This is a genomic window from Microtetraspora fusca, from assembly GCF_001570365.1.
GTDB classification, from domain to species: Bacteria; Actinomycetota; Actinomycetes; order Streptosporangiales; family Streptosporangiaceae; genus Microtetraspora; species Microtetraspora fusca.
The window spans coordinates 285,038-307,229 of record NZ_BBYK01000041.1 but is presented as its reverse complement, the minus strand read 5'-3'; the positions used below and the strand labels follow the sequence as shown (position 1 = coordinate 307,229).

At 71.5% G+C, this 22,192-nt stretch carries 17 protein-coding genes; 9 read left to right on the top strand and 8 right to left on the bottom strand.

Annotated features, from left to right (window positions below; translation table 11 throughout):
• The first annotated feature begins 187 nt into the window (after positions 1-187).
• The 3 genes from AWQ68_RS08710 to AWQ68_RS08700 are packed head-to-tail and all read left to right on the top strand — an operon-like array spanning position 188 to position 4,562.
• Positions 188-1,393, top strand: a complete 1,206-nt coding sequence (locus AWQ68_RS08710) for a C39 family peptidase (protein WP_245655808.1) — start codon at positions 188-190, stop codon at positions 1,391-1,393.
• Complete coding sequence (locus AWQ68_RS08705) at positions 1,390-3,261, top strand: prolyl oligopeptidase family serine peptidase (RefSeq protein WP_245655807.1); 1,872 nt, start codon at positions 1,390-1,392, stop codon at positions 3,259-3,261. The genes AWQ68_RS08710 and AWQ68_RS08705 overlap by 4 nt, the downstream gene beginning before the upstream one ends.
• Entirely contained in the window at positions 3,258-4,562 is a 1,305-nt protein-coding gene (locus AWQ68_RS08700; RefSeq protein WP_066937404.1) for a M20/M25/M40 family metallo-hydrolase, read from the top strand. Before AWQ68_RS08705 ends, AWQ68_RS08700 begins: the two co-directional genes overlap by 4 nt.
• A 209-nt stretch (positions 4,563-4,771) precedes the next feature.
• Here AWQ68_RS08700 and AWQ68_RS08695 read toward each other — a convergent pair whose 3' ends face one another.
• The 3 genes from AWQ68_RS08695 to AWQ68_RS08685 are packed head-to-tail and all read right to left on the bottom strand — an operon-like array spanning position 4,772 to position 8,269.
• Positions 4,772-5,746 (bottom strand): ABC transporter permease, encoded by a 975-nt coding sequence (locus AWQ68_RS08695; RefSeq protein ID WP_066937401.1) that lies wholly within the window; start codon positions 5,744-5,746, stop codon positions 4,772-4,774.
• Positions 5,739-6,662 (bottom strand): ABC transporter permease, encoded by a 924-nt coding sequence (locus AWQ68_RS08690; RefSeq protein WP_066937398.1) that lies wholly within the window; start codon positions 6,660-6,662, stop codon positions 5,739-5,741. The genes AWQ68_RS08695 and AWQ68_RS08690 overlap by 8 nt, the downstream gene beginning before the upstream one ends.
• Positions 6,659-8,269 carry a peptide ABC transporter substrate-binding protein gene (locus tag AWQ68_RS08685; RefSeq protein WP_084463774.1) on the bottom strand — a complete coding sequence of 537 codons (1,611 nt, stop codon included), beginning with the start codon at positions 8,267-8,269 and terminating at the stop codon, positions 6,659-6,661. The genes AWQ68_RS08690 and AWQ68_RS08685 overlap by 4 nt, the downstream gene beginning before the upstream one ends.
• Positions 8,270-8,386: 117 nt before the next feature.
• Between AWQ68_RS08685 and AWQ68_RS08680 the strand changes: the two genes are divergently transcribed.
• Positions 8,387-9,358 (top strand): helix-turn-helix transcriptional regulator, encoded by a 972-nt coding sequence (locus AWQ68_RS08680; RefSeq protein ID WP_066937395.1) that lies wholly within the window; start codon positions 8,387-8,389, stop codon positions 9,356-9,358.
• A 79-nt stretch (positions 9,359-9,437) separates the two neighbouring features.
• Positions 9,438-10,247, top strand: a complete 810-nt coding sequence (locus tag AWQ68_RS08675) for a DUF4253 domain-containing protein (RefSeq protein WP_066937392.1) — start codon at positions 9,438-9,440, stop codon at positions 10,245-10,247.
• Between the two features lie 54 nt (positions 10,248-10,301).
• On the opposite strand, the gene AWQ68_RS08670 is transcribed toward AWQ68_RS08675, so the two are convergent.
• The 3 genes from AWQ68_RS08670 to AWQ68_RS08660 form a co-directional block, all read right to left on the bottom strand.
• Positions 10,302-11,072: an ABC transporter permease gene (locus AWQ68_RS08670; protein ID WP_066937389.1), complete on the bottom strand. Its 771-nt coding sequence runs from the start codon at positions 11,070-11,072 to the stop codon at positions 10,302-10,304.
• Entirely contained in the window at positions 11,069-11,959 is an 891-nt protein-coding gene (locus AWQ68_RS08665; RefSeq protein ID WP_066937386.1) for an ABC transporter ATP-binding protein, read from the bottom strand. Before AWQ68_RS08665 ends, AWQ68_RS08670 begins: the two co-directional genes overlap by 4 nt.
• Positions 11,960-12,099: 140 nt before the next feature.
• Positions 12,100-14,229 (bottom strand): anthranilate synthase component I, encoded by a 2,130-nt coding sequence (locus AWQ68_RS08660; RefSeq protein ID WP_066937383.1) that lies wholly within the window; start codon positions 14,227-14,229, stop codon positions 12,100-12,102.
• A gap of 245 nt (positions 14,230-14,474) precedes the next feature.
• On the opposite strand from AWQ68_RS08660, the gene AWQ68_RS08655 reads away from it, so the two are divergent.
• From AWQ68_RS08655 to AWQ68_RS44065, 4 genes are all read left to right on the top strand, one after another.
• Positions 14,475-16,097, top strand: coding sequence for a CocE/NonD family hydrolase (locus tag AWQ68_RS08655; protein ID WP_066937379.1), 1,623 nt, complete (start codon positions 14,475-14,477; stop codon positions 16,095-16,097).
• 140 nt (positions 16,098-16,237) lie between these two features.
• On the top strand, positions 16,238-16,441 hold the full coding sequence (locus AWQ68_RS08650; protein WP_066937375.1) for a DUF3311 domain-containing protein: 204 nt from the start codon (positions 16,238-16,240) through the stop codon (positions 16,439-16,441).
• Complete coding sequence (gene mctP, locus AWQ68_RS08645; protein WP_066937372.1) at positions 16,438-18,024, top strand: monocarboxylate uptake permease MctP; 1,587 nt, start codon at positions 16,438-16,440, stop codon at positions 18,022-18,024. Before AWQ68_RS08650 ends, mctP begins: the two co-directional genes overlap by 4 nt.
• A gap of 224 nt (positions 18,025-18,248) precedes the next feature.
• Positions 18,249-20,210 (top strand): serine/threonine-protein kinase, encoded by a 1,962-nt coding sequence (locus AWQ68_RS44065; protein ID WP_066937369.1) that lies wholly within the window; start codon positions 18,249-18,251, stop codon positions 20,208-20,210.
• Here the strand turns inward: AWQ68_RS44065 and AWQ68_RS08635 are convergent.
• Both AWQ68_RS08635 and AWQ68_RS08630 read right to left on the bottom strand, forming a co-directional pair.
• Positions 20,158-21,600 carry a WS/DGAT/MGAT family O-acyltransferase gene (locus AWQ68_RS08635; RefSeq protein WP_066937366.1) on the bottom strand — a complete coding sequence of 481 codons (1,443 nt, stop codon included), beginning with the start codon at positions 21,598-21,600 and terminating at the stop codon, positions 20,158-20,160. The two genes, AWQ68_RS44065 and AWQ68_RS08635, sit on opposite strands and share 53 nt — an antisense overlap.
• A gap of 116 nt (positions 21,601-21,716) precedes the next feature.
• Entirely contained in the window at positions 21,717-22,133 is a 417-nt protein-coding gene (locus AWQ68_RS08630) for a DUF3592 domain-containing protein (RefSeq protein ID WP_066937363.1), read from the bottom strand.
• Positions 22,134-22,192 lie beyond the last annotated feature (59 nt).

The window sequence follows — 22,192 nt, the reverse complement described above, 5'->3', positions numbered from 1 at the left end:
CCTCGACGTACAGTGACGAGGATACTACGCACCGTTTTTGCGATGTTCGCCGGTTTTCGCCGCCCCGTGTCGCGCCGCACCGTGCAGCCGATGTTTCGTACCGGTAAACCAATACGTAAACCATCCGATGTGCCGCTTAGGGTCGGAAACCACAATCGGCAAGGTGGTCACCCCGTCTCCGGCACGCGTGAGCAGCGTCGTCCTCCATCGGTGGTCCTTCGAGGGCCAGGAGAGCGGCGTGGCCGCCTACCTCGATCTCTTCGGCCCCTCCGGGATCCCCGAGAACGACGACGGCGGCGGCACGAGCTGGCCGTACGTCCGCTGGACCTCCGAGGAGCGGGAGATCGGCTTCCCGGCGACCGAACTGGTGGCGTCCTGGACGGCGAACACCCCGCCCGGCTCGTGGCTGCAGGTGGAGCTACGGGCGCGCACCGCGACCGGCGCCCTCACCAAGTGGTACTGCATGGGCCGCTGGGCCGAGGGTGACGCCGACATCCACCGCACCTCCCTCCCCGGGCAGGGCGACCAGGACGGGGACGTCGCGGTGGACACGTTCGTCGCGACCCGGCCGGTCGTCGCGTACCAGGTCCGCGTCACGCTCTACGGCGCGGGCGGCCGGGTGCGGTCGGTCAACGTGATGGCCTCGGCGGTGCCGCCCGGAGGCCCGGCGAGCGCGGTCAGCGGCCCGGCTTCGACGCCGGCGAACGACCTCACGGCCGTCCAGGCCGCACCGTCGTCCCTCAACGGGGCGCACCCGGACGCGGTCTCCTCGCCGAGGACGGCGGGTGTCGAACTGAACGTGCCGTGCCGCTCGCAGATGCTGCACTCGGGGCATCACCCGGAGTGGGACGGCGGCGGCGAGTCGTGGTGCAGCCCAGCCTCCTTCAGCATGGTGCTCGGCTACTGGCAGCGTGGGCCCGCGCCCGAGGATCTCGCCTGGGTCTCCCCCGACGATCCGTGCCCGTCCGTGGACCACGCCGCGCGCCACATGTACGACCACAGCTACCAGGGCACGGGCAACTGGCCCTTCGGGGTGGCCTACGCGGGCCGCTACGGTCTCGAGGGGTTCGTGACGCGGCTACGCTCGGTGTCAGAGCTGGAGCTGTTCGTCTGCGCGGGCATCCCCGTGATCACGTCGCAGTCGTTCAAGGAGCACGAGCTGCCCGGTTCCGGGTACTCGACCAGCGGCCACATCATGGTCGTCGTCGGCGTCACGCCGACGGGCGACGTGATCGCCAACGATCCGGCCGCGCCCTCGGATGAGGCCGTACGCCGGATCTATCCGCGCGAGGCGTTCGAGAACGTCTGGCTGCGCGGCTCCAGCAGCGGGGGGATCGTGCATGTGGTCCACCCGCCGGACGTCCCACTCCCTCTCTCCGAAGGAAACTGGTGAGCCGAACCGAACCGGTGAGCATCAGCGCCGTCGACGTGGCGCGGGTGGACGATCGACCGCTGTGGGTGGAGATCCGCGGCGACGAGGTCTGGTGGGACGAGCCCCGCCCGCATGAGGGCGGGCGCCGCTGCGTCGTACGCCGCCGCGCCGACGGGAGCGTGGAGGACGTGCTCCCGCAAGGGTGGAACGCCCGCAACCGCGTGATCGAGTACGGCGGGCGGTCGTGGCGGTCCCACCAGGGGGCGCTGGTGTTCACGAACTGGGCCGACCAGCGCCTCTACCGCTGCGCTCCCGGCGGCGAGCCCGTCCCGCTCACCCCGGAGGGTCCGGCGCGGTACGGCGACCTCGTGATCCACGGCGACGAGGTGCTGTGCGTGCGGGAGATCGGCCGCGAGCGGGCGATCGTGGCGGTGCCCCTCGACGGCGGCCCCCTGCGCGTCCTCGTCGAGGCCCACCACTTCGTGATGAACCCGCGCGTCTCCCCGGACGGCCGGCACATCGCATGGATCGGGTGGAACCATCCGGACATGCCGTGGGACGCCACCGAGCTGTGCGTCGCCCCGCTCGACGGGGCGGAGCCGTACCGGGTGGTCGCGGGCGGCGCGGTCGCCCAGGCCGAGTGGCGGGACGCCCACAGCCTGTACGCCGTCACCGACACGACCGGCTGGTGGAACATCCACCTCGTCCCGCTCGACGGCGACCCGGCGATCGCGCGGAACCTCACGCCGCTGCCCATGGAGTTCGGCGACGCCGTGTGGAAGCTCGGCCAGACGTTCTTCGCGGTCTCCGGCGACTCCATCGTCACGATGTACGGCACGGCCGACCTGCGACGGCTGGGCGTGGTCGACGAGAGCGGGGACCCGCCGCGGGAGATCGGCGGGGACGCCACCTACTGGTCGCCGACCCTGTCCGCCGACGCCACCCACGTCGTCGGCGTCGCCGCCTCGCCGTACCGGCCGTACGAGGTGGTGCGGATCGAGGTGGCGACCGGGAAGCGGGAGACGCTGTCCCCGCCCAAGCGACTGCCCCCGGCCGAGCTGCTGCCGACGCCCGAGCCGGTTACGATCGACGGCGTCCACGCCCACCTGTACGCGCCGCTGCGCCCGCCGTCGGCGGAGGGGCCGCCGCCGTACGTGGTGTTCGTGCACGGAGGGCCGACGAGCGCCGCCGCGCCGATCCTGGACCTGGAGGTGGCCTACTTCACCAGCCGGGGCATCGGCGTGGCCGAGGTCAACTACGGCGGCTCCACCGGGTACGGCCGGGCCTACCGCGAGCGGCTGCGGCACAACTGGGGCGTCGTGGACGTCCAGGACAGCGAGACCGTGGCGCGCCGGCTGCTGGCCGACGGCACCGCGAGCAAGGTCGCGATCAGGGGCGGCAGCGCGGGCGGCTGGACCTCGCTCGCGGCCCTGGTCCACAGCGACGTCTTCTGCGGGGCGGCCGCCCATTACGCGATCGCGGACCCGGAGAGCTGGGCGGCGGAGACGCACGACTTCGAGTCGCGCTACCTGGACGGTCTGATCGGTCCCCTTCCCGAGACCCGCCAGCGCTACATCGACCGTTCCCCGGCGCTGCACGCCGAGCGGGCGTCCGGCCCGGCGCTTCTCATGCACGGTCTGGAGGACGCGATCGTCGATCCGTCCCAGGCGGAGCGGTTCGCCGCCGAGCTGGAGCGGCACGGCGGGAGCTGGGCGTACCTCGCGTTCCCCGGGGAACAACACGGATGGCGACGCGAGGAGACGATCGTCGCGGTTCTGGAAGCCGAGCTCGCCTTCTACGGCCTGATCTTCGGCTTCCCGACGCCCGAGGTCCCGCCGCTCGTGCTGAGGGGCCCGTCCGTGACGTCCACTCCAGGAGACTCCGCATGACCACGACGACCGAGGTCGCCGATATCTGCTCCACCCTGATCAGGATGGACACCACCAACCCCGGCTCCGGCGAACGCAAGGCCGCCGAGTACGTCGCGGGCCTGCTGGACGAGGTCGGCATCGAGCCGACGGTGGTGGAGTCCGCGCCGCACCGCACCAACGTGCTGGCCCGCATCCCCGGCGACGGCACCGATCCGGACGCCCTGCTGATCCACGGCCATCTCGACGTCGTCCCGGCCGACCCGTCGGAGTGGCGGCTGCACCCGTTCTCCGGCGAGGTGGAGGACGGATGCGTCCACGGCCGCGGCGCGGTCGACATGAAGGGCACCCTGTCCATGACGCTCACCGCGGTGCGCGAGTGGGCCCGGCGCGGGGTGCGGCCCCGGCGCGACATCGTGCTCGCGTTCGTCGCCGACGAGGAGGCCACCGGCGAGTACGGCGCGGGCTACGTCGTGGACGAGCACCGGGACTGGTTCGCCGACTGCACGGAGGCGATCAGCGAGTCGGGCGGCTTCAGCTGGCACGAGGGCGACACCCGGATCTACCCGGTGGCGGTGGGCGAGCGCGGCACCGCCTGGATGCGCCTCACCGCCAAGGGCGTCGCCGGGCACGGGTCCAAGCCCGCGGCCGACAACCCGGTCGTGGAGCTGTCCCGGGCGCTGGTGCGGATCGCCGAGTACCGCTGGCCGGTACGGCTCACGCCCGCGGTGGCGACGCTCATCGAGGGGCTCTCCCGCGCGCTCGGCACGACGATCGACCTCGACCGGCTGGACGAGGAGATCGAGCGGCTGCCACAGGCGTCAATGCTGTTCAAGGGCGTGCTGCGCAACTCGGCCAACCCGACCATGCTCGACGCGGGGTACAAGGTCAACGTCATCCCCGGCACGGCGCACGCCCACGTGGACGGGCGCTTCCTCCCGGGGTACCGCGACGAGTTCCTGGAGACGATCGACCAGCTGCTCGGCCCGAAGGTCACCCGCGAGTTCGTCAGCATGGGCGAGGCGGTCTCCGCGCCGGCCGAGGGCCTGTTCGACCAGCTCCGCGGCGCCCTGCTGGCCGAGGACCCGACCGGCCACCCGGTGCCATACGTGATGACCGGCGGCACGGACGCGAAGGCGTTCGCCCAGCTCGGGATCCGCGGGTACGGCTTCGCGCCGCTGCTCCTTCCCCCGGACCTGAACTACTTCGGCATGTTCCACGGCGTGGACGAGCGGGTCCCCGTGGAGGGGCTGGAGTTCGGCGTCCGCGTCCTTGACCGGCTGCTGCTCGCGGAGACGGAGCCCCCGGCGACCGAGCACTGATCGGATACGAGCGCTCCGCGGAGGTGAGGCGTTCCTCCGCGGAAGTGGCGTGCTCCGCTCGAACAGCTTCGTGGCATCTCGATGCCCACTCTCGCGTCCTGCCCCCGCAGGGCACCATGACCACGCCGGGGCGCCTCATGACCGAGAAGAGCCCGGCCCCCGAGAGAGGCACCCACGCCCGTGGCTCCACTCCCTTGCGGGAGAATCAGCTATCGCAGTTTGGGGTCGAGGGCGTCCCGTACGACGTCGCCGAGCATCAGGAAGCTCAGCACGGTGGCGGTCAGGAACAGCGCGGGGAAGACCAGCAGGTGCGGATGGTCGGCGAAGAACGTCTGGGCGACGTTGAGCTGCAGGCCCCACGACACGTCGGGGTACTGCAGGCCGACGCCGAGGTAGTCGAGCGTCGCCTCACCGGCGATCACGTTGCCGACGTTCAGCATGGCGACGACGAACACCGGCGCGATGGAGTTCGGAAGGATGTGCCGGAACATGATCCGCCAGTCGCCGGCGCCGAGCATGCGGGCGGCGGCCACGAAGTCCGTGTCCTTCACCGCGATCACCTGGCCGCGCATCAGCCGGGTCATCGTCGTCCAGCCGAGCAGGACGAGGACCAGCGTCATGGCCCACATCCCGTGGCCGGGGAAGGCCACCAGGACGACGGTCGCGCCGAGGACGAACGGGATGCCGAAGAAGACGTCGGTGATCCGGGCGATCAGCGCGTCGAGCACGCCTCCGTAGTAGCCGCCGACCAGCCCGAGGATGATCGCGATCAGCAGCGCGAACGCGGTCACCGCGACGCCGATCACGATGGACGCCCGCGCTCCGTGGACGATCTGCGACCAGTAGTCGCAGCCCTGCAGGTCGTATCCGAAGACCGCGCCGCCGCCGGGTCCCTTCTTGGACATCCGGAGGTTGCAGTTCTCGTTCGGGCCCATCGCGGCGAACACGTCCGGGAAGGCGGCCATCGCGCCGGCCAGCGCGAGGACGACCACCGAGATCCAGAAGACGACCCGCCCGCGCAGCTCCAGCCAGGCGTCGTGCCACAGCGACCGCACGGCAGGACCGGACTCGGGTACGGCGTCCGCGAGAACGGCCGTGCCGGAGATGATCCCGGTGTCTGGCGGCTCCGCCGGGAGGGCGGGCTTCGGACGGTCTCCCGGCTGTCCGGGAAGCAGGTCAGGCACGGCGGATCCTCGGGTCGAGCACGCCGTAGAGCAGGTCCACGACCAGGTTGGCGACGATGAAGATCATGACGAGGAGGGTGACGACGCCGACGACGACGGGTCCCTCCTGGAGCTGGATGGACTGGAACACCTGCTGGCCGATGCCGGGCAGGTTGAAGATGCCCTCGGTGACCACCGCGCCGGCCATCAGGTTGCCGAAGTCGATGCCGAGGTAGGTGACCACCGGGATCAGCGAGTTGCGCAACGCGTGCAGCCCGACGATCCGGCGCCGCCGCATGCCCTTGGCCGTGGCCGTGCGGACGTAGTCGGCGCGCAGGTTCTCCACGAGCGAGGTCCGGGTGAGCCGGGCGACGTAGGCGAGCCCGAACGAGCCGAGGACCATGCCGGGCAGCAGGTAGCTGACCGGCCACCCCTCGTCCGTGCCCGCCGTGGGGAACAGCCCGAGGTTGAGGCCGAACAGGATCTGCGCGGTGTACCCGACCACGAAGACCGGGACCGCGATGACGAACGTGGTTCCGGCGAGGACGGCCGTGTCGGCGATGCCGCCGCGGCGCAGGCCCGCGAGGATCCCGAGGCCGACGCCCACGACCAGTTCGAAGATCCAGGCGGTGACCGCGAGCTGCGCGGTCACCGCCCACCGGTCCCCGAGCAGCTCGCTCACCGACTGCCCGGTGAAGGTCTCGCCGAGATTCCCCTGGAACACCCCGAGCATGTAGTAGCCGTACTGCACGAGCAGCGGGTCGTTCAGGTGGTAGTGCTCGCGCATGACGTTGAGCACCTGCTCGGGCACCGGCTTGTCGCCGGCCAGCGCGAGTATCGGGTCTCCCGGTAGCGCGAACACCATCGTGTAGATGAGGAAGGTGGTGATCACGAAGACCGGGACGGCCTGGATCAGGCGCTGGACGGCGTATCTCACTTGTTCTTGACCGTGATCGTCTGGAGGTTGTTGCTGTACGGCGTGAGCTTGACGTCACCGAGCCTGCTGGAGTAGCCCGACTGGTCCTGCCAGTTCCACAGCGGGATCAACGGCATCTCGGCGAGCGCGACGTCCTCGGCCTTCTGGTAGAGCGGGAGGCTCGCCTCGACGCTCGGCGCCTCGTTCGCCTGCTTGATGAGGTCGTTGAACTCCTTGCTCTCCCAGCCCATCCGGTTGCCGGTGCCCCACATGTACTCGAGGTAGTTCTGCGGGCTCGGGTAGTCCATGACCCAGTTCTGCCGGAACGGGCCGTCTTCCTTGCGCTCCCGCAGGGTCGTCAGGTAGTCGGACGCCGGGATCTTGCGGAACTTGATGTCCTGGATGCCGAGGTTCTGCTTGAGCTGGTTGGCGACCGCGGTCATCCACTGCTCGTAGCTGGGGTCGGCGTTGGAGAAGTACAGGTTGAGCGTGCCGCTGAACCCGCCGGCCTGGTCGAAGAGCTGCTTGGCCTTCGCCGGGTCGTACGTGCAGGTCTCGCCGCAGGCGTCCTCCCGGTAGCCGGGCACGAGCGGGGCGACCAGCGACGCCATCGGCTTGAACGTGCCGTTGTAGACGGCGTCGACGATCGCCTGCCGGTCGATGGCCATCGAGATCGCCTTGCGCAGGTCGGCGTTGGCGAACCGCTTGTCGAACGTCGGGAAGCCGAGGTAGTCCATCGTGCCGCCGGCCGTCGCCACGTAGCGGTCGCCGAGCAGCTTCTTCGCCTCCGGCGCGCTGGCCGGGGGGATCGTCGTCAGCAGGTCCACCTTGCCGGCCCGCAGGTCGGTGTACGCGGTGTCGCGGCTGGCGTAGATCTTGAACTCGACGCCGTCCGACTGGGCCTTGCGGTCACCCGCGTAGTCGGGCGACTTCTTGACCGCGATCTTCTGGTTGTGCTCCCAGGCCCCGTCGAGCATGAACGGGCCGTTGCCGATCGGCGCCTGGTCGTACGCCTTGAGGTCCTTGAACGCGGCCTTCGGCATCGGCGCGAACGCGACGTAGGCCAGCGTGATCGGGAACTGGCTGAACGGGCCGGTGAGCGTGACCTCGAGGGTGTTCGGGTCGACGACCTTCAGCCCGGACATCTTGTCCGCCTTGGGCTCGCCCTCCTCCGGGTTCAGCGCGTCGTAGCCCTCGATGTTCGCGAAGTAGTAGTTGTTGGTCCAGCCGTTCGGGCCGTAGGCGACCGCGTTCCACGCGTCCGCGAAGCTCTCGGCGGTGACCGGCTCGCCGTTGCTGAACTTCTGGCCCTGCTTGACCTTGATGGTCCAGACCTTCTGGTCATCACTGGTCACCGACTCGGCGGCCAGCATCTGCGGCTTGCCGTCGGCGTCGATATATACCGGGGTGTCGAAGATGGAGTCGAGCACCGCAATCGCATAGCTGCTCGACGTGTTACCCGGCGTCAGGTGGTCGGGCTCGGTGAGCGCGACCGAGAACACGCTCGGTCCCTGCGCGTCCCCGCCCTGCTTGTCCTGCCCTCCGCCTGAGCCGCCGCATCCGCTGACCCCGCCGAGGATGACCGCCGCCACCGCGAGGGCGGCGGTTCGTCTTCTGCTGAGCGTCACGTGTTCCTCCGCCTCTCCTGTTGCGGTGAGGGTAAAGAGCAGTTCAAGTGCTTACATCGGATGGTTTACGTATTCCTTGCCAAAAGGATCTCGGGCAGGCTTACCCTGGAGGACCCCATGGATCAGATCAGCCTGAGCGCGCGCCACCTCCACGCGATCGCCGAACTGGGCTTTCGAGTGGCCCAGGACGGGGCGCACGGCGCGATGACGGCGCTGCGCCAGGTGATCCCGGTGGAGGCCTACGAGTTCGTCGCCTTCGACCCGGCCACCGGGCGGCACCGGTCGCTGGTGTCCGCCGGATACGCCCGCGTGGACGCCGACGCCGCCGAGGAGTACACCAGCCTCGCCCCCTATCGACGGGCGATGTCGCTGAAGGAGCCGCTGGTCATGGGCTCCCCCGGCACCGAGCGGTACTTCCGCCGCCATCTGGAGCCGTACGGCTGGCGGGCCGGCATCACCACGCCGCTGTTCCTGTCCGAGGGCCGCTACACCGGGCTGCTGCACCTCCACTCGCGGGACGACTTCCCGCCGGAGGCGGGGCCGGTGATCTCCGCGGTCTCCCCCGCGCTGGCCCACGTCACCGATCTCACCCGCTGCGTCATCGACCCGCTCGGGCTGCCGTCCGGCTTCCAGGCCATGGCGTACGAGCGCGGCGGGCGCTGCCGTACGGTGGCGGGCTGGCCGCCGTCGGAGGCGCTGCGCGCCGAGCCCGCGATGGCCGGGCTCGCCCGCGACTTCATCGACTCGCGCGAGCTGTCCCGGCGCGGACTGTGGCTGGACGGCACCGGCCAGTGGCGCGAGGTGCGCATCCATCGGGCCGGCGTCGGCTTCCACGGCGCCATCCAGGGGGCGGTGATCGCCGAGCGCCCCTGCGCCCTGCCGTACGAGCTGACGGCGCGCGAGCTCGAGGTGCTCAGCCGGGTGGCCCGGGGCGACTCCAACCCGCAGATCGCGGCCGCCCTCGTCCTCAGCGTCCGCACGGTCACCACCCACCTGGAGCACGTCTTCGCCAAGCTCGGGTGCGACAGCCGTACCCGCCTGACCACCAAGGCCCTCGCCGAGGGGCTCTGCCGCCTCGACCTGCCCTGACCGGGCGCCGGAGGCCCGGCGCGGAAACTCCGGCGAACTCCCCGGGTGCCTCCGACAGCGATTCTGAGATCCTGTTGGGGTGGCGATCAGAACGGACGACGGTGAACATTTGGGGCTGCTGTTCCCGGACGGCGGGGACGGGCGCGCGCTCCCGGACGACCTCCCTCCGGGGGCCCTGGTGTGGCCGGATCCCGAGTACGACCGGCTCCGGACCCACCGCCGCCCCTCGTTCTGGCTCAGCGACTCCCCCGTCCCCGCCTCGCTGTGGAGCCGGCTGCGGGCCGAGCATCCGCGATCCGGCCTCTGGCCGGTGCTCCTGGAGGACTCCGTACAGCCCTGGTCGGCCGGGCAGATCGCCCCGGAGCCGGCGTCGGAGATCGACAACTACCGGGCGAGCGCCTTCATGACGGAGGTGTGGCGGGACCTGCTGGCCGGAGGCGTGGCGGACCTCGCCCCCTACGGGGAAGAGTGTCCCGGTCTGGCGGAGCCCGGCGGGCTCGTCGCCGACCCCGACGTGGTGGCCGACTGGTACGCCCGGATCGTGGCGGGTCGCCGCACGCCGCTCGGGCTGGCCGCGGTGGACCGGGGCGCCGACGTCCTGGCGGTGATGGGCTGGCAGGGCGCCGTGCACCACAACGAGTGGAGCGTCCCCCTCGCCGCCGTGGTGCGGAGCTGGGAGGAGCGCTTCGGCGTACGGGTGATCGGCATGGGGTTCAACACGCTCGACCTCAGCGTCGCCGCGCCGCCGGCCACGCCGGAGCACGCGCTCCACGTCGCGGCGGAACACTGGACCTTCTGCCCGGACAGCATCCTGCAGGGGCCGGGCACGCTCGCCGACTACGCGGAGCAGATCCAGGGCAAGAACGCCTGGTCGTTCTGGTGGGACTGACCGTCGCCGCGCCCCGGGGCCGCCGCGGGTCGGCCGGGGGGCGCGGCGCCGGTCTCAGGTGATGTCGCGGCGTACGGTCGTCGCGTTGGCGATGATCGCGAAGACCACCGCGTAGCCGACCAGGACGGCGGCGCCGCCCCAGGCCGGCAGCAGATCACTGCGCGCACCGGGGGTCACGTCGATGCTCATCAGCGACTGGGCCGCGCCGCCGGGGAACCACTTGCCCACGACCTGCAGGGCGGGGATGGCCAGGAAGATGCTTTCGATGACGTACGCCCAGGCGACGGCTCCGACGATGCCGGCGATCTGGTTGCGCACGAGCGCGCCCACGGCGATGCCAAGGATCGTGTACAGGGCGAGCGAGGCCACGGTGCCGAGGGCGATCGCCGGGACGCGCGCCTCCGTCAGCGACACCTCGCCCCCGGCGAACAGCACCGTGGGGATCACGACCAGGGCGGTGAAGAGCAGCACGGCGAGCGCGAACAGCAGGCCCACGATCAGCCCGGCGACCAGCTTGGCGGTGATCACCCGCCCGCGCCGCGGCGTCGTCAGGAAGGTGCCGGTGATCGTCTGGTAGCGGTACTCGGACGTGATCATCACGACGCCGAGGATCATGACGAAGATCCGGCCGCTCGCGCCGGCCGACCAGGCGAGCTGCGCCCACTCCGGCGTGTCCAGCGCGGGCAGCCCGCCCTGGGCGTTCCCGGCGAAGCCGATGAAGAAGGCGAGGTTGACGCCGATCAGCAGGAGCGTGGAGAGCAGCATGACCCACCACAGCCGCGTGGTGGACAGCTTCAGCAGCTCCGCGCGCACCAGGGCGATCATCGCTCCTCCGTCAGTTCCAGGAAGACCTTCTGCAGGTCGGACCGCTCGGCGATCATCTCGGTCAGCACGACGCGCTGGTCGAGCACGATGCGCCCGATCTCCTCGGGCTCCAGGCCGTGCACGCGCAGCGCGCCGCCGTCGAGCCGCTCGACCGTCGCGCCCGCCTTCTCCAGCGCGGGGGCCAGCTCGCCGTCCCCGGTCGTCCGGACGCGCACGGTCTTCTCGCCGTTGGTGGTGAGCTCGGCCAGGGTGCCCTGCCGTACGAGCCGGCCGGCGGCGATGATCACGATGTCGTCCACGGTCTGCTCGACCTCGGACAGCACGTGACTGGACACCAGGACGGCGGCGCCGCGGTCGTGGGCGAGGTGCCGCAGGAAGCCGCGCAGCCACTGGATGCCGGCCGGGTCGAGGCCGTTGGCCGGCTCGTCCAGGATGTATACCTTGGGCTCGCCGAGCAGGGCGGAGGCGAGGGCGAGCCGCTGGCGCATGCCGAGCGAGAAGCCCCCGACGCGCTTGCCTGCCGCTTCGGCGAGGCCGACCTGGCCGAGGGCCTCCTCCGCCCGCGCGACCGGGAGCCCGGCTGCGACGCAGAGCAGCCGCAGATGGTTGTGGGCGGTGCGGCCCGGGTGGAAGTTGGTGGCTTCGAGCACGGCCCCGACCTCGTTGAGCGGCGTGGCCATGTCGCGGTAGCGCTTGCCGTTGACCAGCGCCTCGCCGGAGTCCGGCGTGACGAGGCCGAGCAGGGAACGCAGTGTGGTGGTCTTACCGGCGCCGTTGGGTCCGAGATATCCGGTGACGGTGCCCGCCTTCACGGTGAAGGAGACGCCGTCGACCGCGCGGACCGCGCCGAAGGATTTCGACAGGTTTCGGATCTCGATGGCAGTCATCGCCCGCGATTATCGCGGCAAGACCTTGCAATTTCCTCCTACCTTGTGAGGATAAATCGAGTAAAGGCGGGAAACGCGGTCAGCCGGCGGGCCCTCGGCCGGTCTCGCCGCACAGGCGGCGAGACCGGAGGACGCCGTCGTCAGCGCGCGCAGAGGCGCAGGACGTTGGCGATGATCCGCGCTCCCGCGCCGCCCTGGGTGGTCAGGATCGACTCGGGGTGGAACTGCACGGCGAAGCGCCGGTTCTCGGCGTCCTCGATCGCCATCGCCGCGCCGTCCGGCGTGGTGGCGGTGACGGCGAAGCCGCGCACGCCCGGCCGCTTCGCGTGCAGCGAGTGGTAGCGGGCGGCCACGAACTCCTCGGGCAGGCCGTCGAGCAGCGCGCTCTCCCCCTCCCTGCGCACCTGGCCGCGCTTGCCGTGCTCGGGGTACGGCAGCAGCTCCAGCGCGCCGCCCGCCTGCTCGATCATGGCCTGCATGCCGAGGCAGACGCCGAACACCGGCAGCTCCCTGGCGTACAGCGCCTCGACGAGGGCGGAGCAGCCGAAGTCGGACGGCCAGCCGGGGCCGGGCGAGAGCACCACGAGCGTGGGTGCGATCTCGTCGAGCATCTCCAGCGGGAAGCCGTGCCGCAGCGTCACGACCGACGCGCCCTGCTGGCGGAAGTAGTCGGCCAGGGTGTTGACGAACGAGTCCTCGTGGTCCACGAGCAGCACGGTGTGCCCGTCGCCGGGCAGCTCGGCGGCCGGCCGCCCCTCGTCCTCGGGCGTCTCCCGGCCGACGACGGCGAGGGCGGCGAGCAGGGCGCTCGCCTTCAGCTCGGTCTCGCGCTCCTCGGCCTCCGGGTCGGAGTCGAACAGCAGCGTCGCCCCGGCCCTGACCGTGGCCACACCGCCCCGGATCTGCGCGGTGCGCAGGGTGAGCCCGGTGTTCATCGAGCCGTCGAAGCCGATGAAGCCGACGGCGCCGCCGTACCAGCGCCGGGTGGTGGCCTCGTTGTCCTCGATGAACTGCATGGCCCAGATCTTGGGCGCCCCGGTGACGGTGACCGCCCACATGTGGGTGAGGAACGCGTCGAGGGCGTCGAACTCCGGACGCAGCCGCCCCTCGATGTGGTCCACGGTGTGGATCAGCCGCGAGTACATCTCGATCTGGCGGCGGCCGATGACCCGCACGCTGCCGGGGACGCAGATCCGCGACTTGTCGTTGCGGTCGACGTCGGTGCACATGGTCAGCTCGGACTCCTCCTTCACGCTGGACAGGAGGGTGCGGATGGCCTCGGCGTCCTCGACGGGGTTGGCGCCGCGGGCGATCGTGCCGGAGATCGGGCAGGTCTCCACGCGGTCGCCGGTGACCCGGACGTACATCTCGGGCGAGGCGCCGACCAGGTGCTCGCCCTCGCCGAGGTTGAGCAGGAACTCGTACGGCGCGGGGTTGCTCGTGCGCAGGGAGCGGTAGAAGCCGGCGGGATCGGTGCAGGAGGAGTGGAAGACCTGGCCGGGGACGACCTCGAACAGGTCGCCGCGCTTGAACTTCTCCTTCGCCTTGGCGACGATCTCGGCGTATGCCCCCTTCTCCGGGTTCGGCGGGATCTCCGTGGGGGTGACCAGCGGGAACGTCTCGCCCGTGCGCTCCAGGCCCCGGGTGGAGACGCCGTCCACGACGAAGTCGTACAGGTACTCCATGCTGGTCTCGCGTACGCGGTCGATCACGACCAGCCGGTCCGGCAGGTGGAGCACCAGATCGCGGTGGTCCGCCGGGCGGGGCAGCGAGTAGCGGATCGGCTCGAACTGGAAGGCCAGGTCGTATCCGAAGGCGCCGTACAGGCCGAGGTGCGGGTCGTCGCCGCGGAAGGCCGCCATCAGCTCGCGGATCGCGGTGAAGACGGTGGGGCGGCGGCTGCGCATCTCCTCGGGGAGGATGTCCTCCGACTCGTCGATCGCCACCTCGACGTGCTCGGCGGTGGGGGCGGCGACCGGCTTGCCCACGGCGAGCAGGCACGAGGCGACCGCGGGCAGGACGACGCGGCCGCGCTCGTTGAGCGCGCGGGCCGCGATCCGCCGTCCCCTGGCGACGATCTCCACGCAGGGATCGGCGTAGCCGAACGCCCACCGGCTGTACCGGCCGGGGTAGTCCATGCCGGAGGAGAACGCCCCGCCGCGATGCTCGCCGAGCGAGGTCACGATCTCTTCGAGCGCGGCCTCGGGCACCTCGCGCACGCAGCGCTCGACCTCGACGCCGCCGGCCGTGGTGTATCGGCTGGTATCCACCTGTCTCGCCCCTTGATTTTCGTAATGCCCCGGGGGCGGACATGAAGAAGGCCGCCTCTCGGGGCGGCCGTTTGCTCCTGCTCGCGTATGCGAAACCCACGCCGCCTGCTAGCGGCGCCACCACTGATTTGGAGTTCGCATGACGTACAGGTTAGTGGCCTCGCGCGTGATCATGCAACGAGGATTCTCCCTGGCCCCGGCCAATAATGTTACTAGTATGTAACAAACACGGCGAGGAGGGACGAATGGCACTCCAGCTGCCCCGGCGCCACGCTCACCGGGTGCTCGTCCACCGCGATGTGCCGGTGCCGATGCCGGACGGCGTCACGCTGCTCGCGGACCGGTACGTGCCGGTCGGCGCCGACCGCCCGCCGACCGTCCTCATCCGCTCCCCGTACGGCCGGGCCGGGGTGGTCGGCTGGATGTACGGCCGGACGTTCGCCCGGCACGGGTTCCACGTCGTGATCCAGAGCTGCCGCGGCGGGTTCGGCTCGGGCGGGCTGCTCGACCCGCTCGCGGACGAGCGCGAGGACGGCCTGGCCACGGTCATGTGGATGCGGGCCCAGTCCTGGTACGGCGGGAGCTTCGCCATGCACGGTCCCTCCTATCTCGGGTACGCCCAGTGGGCCATCGCGGCGGAGGCGCCCGACCTCAGGGCGATGGCCACGCAGGTGACGGCGTCCTGCTTCCGGGACGCGGCCTACGTCGGCGGGTCGTTCGCCCTGGAGTCCACGCTCGTCTGGACGACGCTCACCGCCGGGATGGAGGGACGGCTGGGCGGCGCCGCCGCGACCTTCCTCGCGCCGCGCCGTACCCGCCGCGCCGTGCTGTCCGGGCTGTCCGGCCGGCCGCTGTCCGAGCTGGATCTCGTGTCGGCGGGCCGCCCTCTGCCGTTCTTCCGCGACCTGATCGCCCACCACGCCGACCCCGCGTCGGCGTACTGGCGCAAGCGGGACTTCTCCGCGTCCGTCGGCGAGGTCACGGCCGAGGTGACCATGACCGGCGGCTGGTACGACGTGTTCCTGCCGTGGCAGCTCAAGGACTACAGGGCGATGCGGGCGGCCGGGCGGCAGCCGTACCTGACGATCGGGCCCTGGTACCACGCGGACCTGCGGCTGGGGCGGGTGGCGAGCGTGGACGCCCTGGCCTGGTTCCGCGCCCACCTGCTCGGCGACCCGTCCGGGCTGCGGGCGTCGCCGGTGCGGCTCTACGTGACCGGCGCGGACGAGTGGCGGGACTACCCCGACTGGCCGGCGCCGGGGACGCGGGCGGAGCGCTGGCATCTGCAGCCGGGCGGGGCGCTCTCCACGGACAACCCGGTCCCGTCCGAGCCGGACCGGTTCCGGTACGACCCGCGGCACCCCACCCCGGTACTCGGCGGCCCGGTCCTCATCGGCAACTCGATGCCGCGGGACAACCGGCGGCTGGAGTCGCGGCGGGACGTGCTGGTGTACAGCTCGCCCGTGCTGGCGGCGGACACGGACCTGATCGGGGAGGTGTCCGCCGATCTGTATGTCCGGACGAGCACGGAGCACGCCGACGTCGTGGTCCGCGTCTGCGACGTCCATCCGAACGGGACCTCGATGAACGTGTGCGAGGGCGTCCGCCGGCTCACCCCGGCCGAACTGCCCGACCAGGACGGCGTACGGCGGATCCGGGTGGACCTGTGGCCGATCGCGCACCGTTTCCGGCGCGGCCACCGGATCAGGGTCCACGTGGCGGGCGGGGCCTACCCCAGGATCTCCCGCAACCCCGGCACCGGCGACCCGCTCGGGCCGGAGTCGGCGATGGTCTGCTGCGACCACGAGGTCCTGCACGACCCGGCCCGTCCCTCCGCGGTCCTGCTCCCCCGGGTCGCCCGGAGCTGACCGCGCGGGGCCGTACCCGCCGGTGCGACGAGGGCCGTGACGCTCGGCGCGCCAACCCGACCGTTCGGCGATCGACGATCCGGATGTGACCTTGGTCACTTTACGCTGCGGAGCGACCCCCAGTCAGAAAGGAGGGCGCGTTGGCCGCCCCGCGCAGTGACCGCAGTCCCTGGAACTGGCTCCTTCTGATACCGATCGCGATCCCCCTCATCCCCGCCCTGTACAACGCCGACGAGCCACGGCTGTTCGGCATCCCGATGTTCTACTGGCTGCAGCTCGCCTTCATCGTGCTCGGCGTCACCACCACCACGGTGGTCTACCGGATGACCAGGAGCGGCCGGTGAACACCGAGATCGTCGTCTTCGCGGTCCTTTTCCTGGTCGTGAGCGGCATGGGGTTCGTGGCGGCCCGGTGGCGGCGCGCCGACGACCTCGCCAGCCTGCACGAATGGGGCCTCGGCGGCCGCAGCTTCGGGTCGTGGATCACCTGGTTCCTGGTCGGCGGGGACCTCTACACGGCCTACACCTTCGTGGCGGTGCCCGCGCTGCTGTTCGGCGCGGGGGCCACCGGGTTCTTCGCCCTGCCGTACACGGTGGTGACCTATCCGCTGGTCTTCCTCGTGATGATCCGGTTGTGGTCGGTCTCGCACGTGCACGGGCTGGTCACCCCGGCCGACTTCGTACGGGCGAGGTTCGGCTCGCCGACGCTGGCGCTGCTGGTGGCCCTCACCGGCATCGTGGCGACCATGCCGTACATCGCGCTGCAGCTCGTCGGCATCGAGGCGGTGCTGAAGACGATGGGCGTGCGGGGCGACCTGCCGCTGATCATCGCGTTCGCGATCCTCGCGGCGTACACGTACCAGTCCGGGCTGCGCGCGCCGGCGCTGATCGCCTTCGTCAAGGACTCGCTGATCTACCTCGTGATCCTGGTCGCGGTGATCTACATCCCCTCCAAGCTCGGCGGCTGGGGAGCGATCTTCGACGCGGCGCAGGCGAAGTTCGACGCCACGCCGGCGCCGGGCGACGGCATCCTGCTCAACTCGAACAACCAGCTCCAGTACGTCACGCTGGCCCTCGGCTCGGCCATGGCGCTGTTCCTCTACCCGCACAGCGTCACGGGCGTGCTGGCGGCGAAGAATCGCGACGTCATCAAGCGCAACATGTCGGCGCTGCCCGCGTACAGCCTGCTGCTCGGCCTGATCGCGCTGCTCGGCTACATGGCGATCGCGGCCGGGATCAAGCCCATCGGCACCGACGTGAACACCGTGGTGCCGCAGCTCTTCGACGTCATGTTCCCCGACTGGTTCGCCGGCGTGGCGTTCGCCGCCGTCGGCATCGGCGCGCTGGTGCCCGCGGCCATCATGTCGATCGCGGCGGCCAACCTGTTCACCCGCAACATCTACCGCGAGTACATCAGGCCCGACGCCACGGACGCCCAGGAAGCCTCGGTCAGCAAGATCGCCTCGCTGGTCGTGAAGGTCGGCGCGGTGCTGTGCATCCTGCTGATCGACCCCCAGTTCTCGATCGACCTGCAGCTCATCGGCGGCGTGATCATCTTGCAGACCCTGCCGTCCGTGGCCCTCGGGCTCTTCGGCCGCTGGTTCCACCGGGGCGGTCTCATCGCCGGGTGGGTCGCCGGGATGGGCTCGGGACTGGTGATGCTGTACAACATCGCGAACCCGGCCACCAAGCACGCGCACTTCGGCGGCTCGGCGTTCCCGCTGGAGAAGCTGGGCCTGGACACCAAGATGACCATCTACGCCGGGTTCCTCGCACTCGCCGTCAACCTGGTCGTCGCCGTGCTCGGCACGTGGCTGGCGCGGGCGATCAAGATGGCGGAGGGCCCGGACGCGACCCGGCCCGAGGACTACGTGGCCGACCGGGACGACCCCCGCGTCCACGACCTGGAGGTCGCCGGCTCCTCCTGATCCCGTACGGTCCGCACGCCCGGTGCCTCCGCCACGAGGTCACCGGGCGTCGCCGTGTCCGGGGCCTCCCCGCGGGATCACCGTCAAATCACTCAATGACGGCGCATAAGCCGTGTAGCGCATATCCCTGCCCGCAGCCCGTCTCCCGCGCGGGATCCCGCTATGTCGATCGATTGGGTGATCTCTGCGGTAATGTTCCGGACGGTTCTCTGGAGGTGGCTGGGGTGGGCGAGACGAGCGCGCCACTGGTGCCGGGCTACGAGGTACTGGGCGTCCTCGGGCAGGGCGGCTTCGGCGTCGTCTACCGGGCCAGGCAGCTCACGGTGGGCCGCGAGGTCGCGCTGAAGCTCGACAACCGCGTCCTGCTCTCCGACCGCGACCGCCGCCGGTTCCTGCGCGAGGTCACCGCGGCGGGCGCGCTGTCCGGCCACCCCCACGTGGCCGGTGTGTACGACGCGGGCGTGCTGCCGGACGGCCGGCCGTACATGGTCCTGGAGCTGTGCCCCGGCGGGTCGCTGTCGGACCGGCTCGCGGCGTACGGGCCGCTCGGCGCGGCCGAGGTCCGCGACATCGGGATCAAGATCGCGGACGCGCTGGCCGCCGCGCACGCGGCCGGGGTCCTGCACCGGGACGTCAAACCGGCGAACATCCTGGTCAACGCGTACGGACTGGTCGTGCTGTCCGACTTCGGGCTCGCGACGCGGCCGGGCAGCGCGGGAGGCGAGCACGCCTCGGTCACCCGCGAGTCGCTCACCCCGGCCTACGCGCCTCCCGAGGCGTTCGAGCTCACCGAACCGACCGCCGCCGGGGACGTCTACGCGCTGGCCGCCACGCTGTACGCGCTGCTGAACGGCAGGCCGCCCCGGTTCCCCGAAGGCGGCGTGGTGAACATCGCGGCGATCCTCGCGCTGCACCGGCTGCCCGTCCCCGACATCCCCGGAGCGCCGTCCGCGCTGGTCGAGGTGCTGCGCCACGGCATGGCGAGCGACCCCCGGCAGCGGATCGCCAGCGCCGCGGAACTGCGCGACGCGCTCGCCGCACTCGGCCCGGACGGCGCCGCCGATCACGCCTCACCGAGTCGCGCCTTCCCGTCCCCTGCCGGGAGCCCCGGCCCGTACGCCGCAATGCCCCCGGATCGCTCCTCCCCGGGCCACGCGTTCCCGTCCGGCGCTCCGAGTCCTGGGCCGCGTCCGGCGGTCCCCCCCGGTCACGCCTCGCTGGATCGCTCCTTCCCGGCGCACGTCTCCGGCTCGTACGCGAGCGCGCGTCCGGAGGCCTCCTCGCCCGAGGTGAGCGTGGATCCCGCCGTCCCGCGCGCGATCGCGCAGGCCCGGACCGGGCCGAGCGCGATCCCGAACCCGGCCGTCCCGGTGGCCGGGTCACCGGGCGCCCCTCGGGGCAACCCGGCCGTGGGCCCCCATGCGCATACGGCGCCGCCGCGGGTGAGAGCGGACGCGGCGCCGACCACGCGGCCCCGGGCGGTACGCCGTCCGGCCGTCTTCGCGGCGACGGCCGCCGTGTTCGCCGTCCTGCTCGTCACCGGGATCGTCCTGCTCAACCCCGGCGGCGCGGACAAGGGCGGCACCGGCCCGAGCCCCGGAGCCGCGGCCTCCCACAGCCCGACGGGGCGTACCACCGCGGGCGGGCAGGGCGGCTTCGACGTGGCGACCTACACGGCCGGCTGCCCCGCCGCCGAGGTGTCCTCCGCCGGGGCGGCGTGCGTCTCCACGCCGGAGTGCTGGGCCGGCACGGTCTCGATCGCCGGCGACATGACCGCGCGCTCCATCCCCTGCGCCAAGCCGCACGTGTGGGAGACGTTCGCGATCGCGCCGCTGCCGCCGGGGGTGACCAGCGACGAGACGACGGTGCAGAAGCACCCCACCGTCACGCGGGTCTGCTCGAAGTACATCCTGTTGCAGTCACGCCGCGGCGCCGCCACCACGATCAAGGCGGACAGGTGGGAGATAACCGTGCTACCCCCAAGCGCCGCCAAGTACGCGGCGGGCGCGCGCGACTACCGGTGCCTGGGGCGGGTGGACGGGCCCAACAGGTCGGCCAGCGGCTTCGGCCGCGCCACCTATCCGACCCCGTCCGGCAGCCCCGCCGCCGCCCCGGCCGCCGCTCCGGCGCCCGTCACGGGTTCGTCCGGCTCAGCTCGTCCAGGGCGTCGCGCAGATAGTCGATGAAGTCCCACACGTCCGGCACCATGTCGCGATCGACGACGATGCCGACGTCCAGCGACCCGTCGTAGGAGAACACGGTGATGTTGATCCCGCCGCTGACGTCGGTGATCACCGAGACCGGATAGTGGGCGAGCAGCCGGGCCCCGCACATGTACAGCGGGAACTGCGGTCCGGGGACGTTCGACACCATGAGGTTCATGGCGGGCGCCGTACGCGACGCGATCCGGAAGGCGGCGCGGTCGGCGAGGCCGCTCAGCGCGGCGGGCATGGCCTCGCTGAACTCCAGCAGCCAGGTCGCGGGCGCCGCCGCGTACCGGTCCTTGACGGTCTTCATGGAACGGCTCACGCCGCGCAGCCGCTCGGCGGGGTCGGCGACGTCCGTGGGGAGCGTCGCCATGGCGAGGACCACCTCGTTGGCGGGGATGTCACCGCCGTCCGTCAGGCCCCGGCTGGAGATCGGGATGCCGGCGACCAGCGGCTCCCGGGGCAGATCGTCCCGCTGGACCAGCCAGCGCCGCAGCGCGGTGGCGCACAGCGACAGGACCACGTCGTTCACGGTCACGCCGAAGGCGTTCTTGATCCGCTTGACGTCGGCGAGCGGCAGCGTCCCGAACGCGAACCGGCGATGGGGCGAGATCGGCCCGGAGAAGGGCGTGCGCGGCACGGTCATCCGCGGCAGCCCGGGCAGCGGCTCCGCGCCGATGCCACGCACGACGCGCGAGACCAGGCCCGCGCCGGGGATCTGCGAGACGACCGGGATCTCGTCGAGCCGCGGCATCACGCCCGCGAGGAAGCGCACCGCCGCCCCCGGGTTCTCCAGGACGCGACCGACCCCTCGGACGATCATCTCGACGGTCTCGGGCGCCGTGTCCGGCTCGGGCTCCTGCGGCGGGGTCTCGCGCCGCGGCTCGGGGCCGAGATCCATGAGGGCGGCGAGCACCTCCGCACCGGTCACGCCGTCGATGGCCGAGTGGTGCACCTTGGTGTAGACCGCGATCCGCCCGCCGGACAGCCCGTGGATGAGGTACAGCTCCCAGAGTGGACGGCGCCGGTCCAGGCGGCGGCCGTGGAGGCGGGCGACCTGCTCGCCGAGCTGGTGGTCGTCGCCGGGGCGCGGCAGGGCGATCTCGCGGACGTGGTAGTCGAAGTCGATCTCGCGCTCCTCCACCCAGTAGGGGTGGTCGAGCTTGAACGGCACCTGCACCAGGCGGCGCCGCAGCGGCGGGGCGAGGTGCACCCGCTCCTTGATCAGTTCGATCAGCGCCGCGCGGGTGACCTCCCCGCCCGGCGCGGTGGACGGGTCGAGGACGGCGAGCCCCGCGATGTGCGCGAGGTTGCTGCTCGTCTCGAAGTTGAGGAACTGCGCGTCGAGCGCGCTCAGTTGCCGCGCCATACCTGGTCACTGCCCCCGTCGTCCGGTGTCGTTGGTTCGGCTTCCATCAGTGATGGTGCACCGAGCGCGGTGCGCCCGGGTCGGCGGGGTGTCCCCAACGTCCCCGTCCGCCGCTTTCAGAGGAGCGTGGCGGCGCCCACGCCGATCCCGGCGATCAGGAGCACCAGGCCCACGCCGAGGAAGATGCCGCCGAGGAGCACGCCGCTGCCGGTCAGGTTGTCGATCCGGATCCGCCGGGGGTCGGCCGGGTCGTACATGACGGTGACGGTCTGCCCGGGGCGCGCGGACGGCGGGTTGCTGCCGAACCGGCTCTCCGCCTCCACCGGTTGGCCGTACGCGGTGGCGAACCTGACGATCGGGTAGAAGACGACGCCGTCGCTGGAATCGCTGCGGCGCAGCCCGACGACGTGTCCCTGCGCCCGAAGGGCGCGCCGGCGGAACGCGCGGGCGTTGGCGAGCAGGCCGGCGCCCACCAGCGTGAAGGTCACGCCGAGCAGGCCGAGCACGAGAACGGCGATGCCACTTTCCGACATGGCATGAAAAGTAGGGCGATGCGGTTGATCGCGGCTTGCATCCGACTTGTCGGCGACCC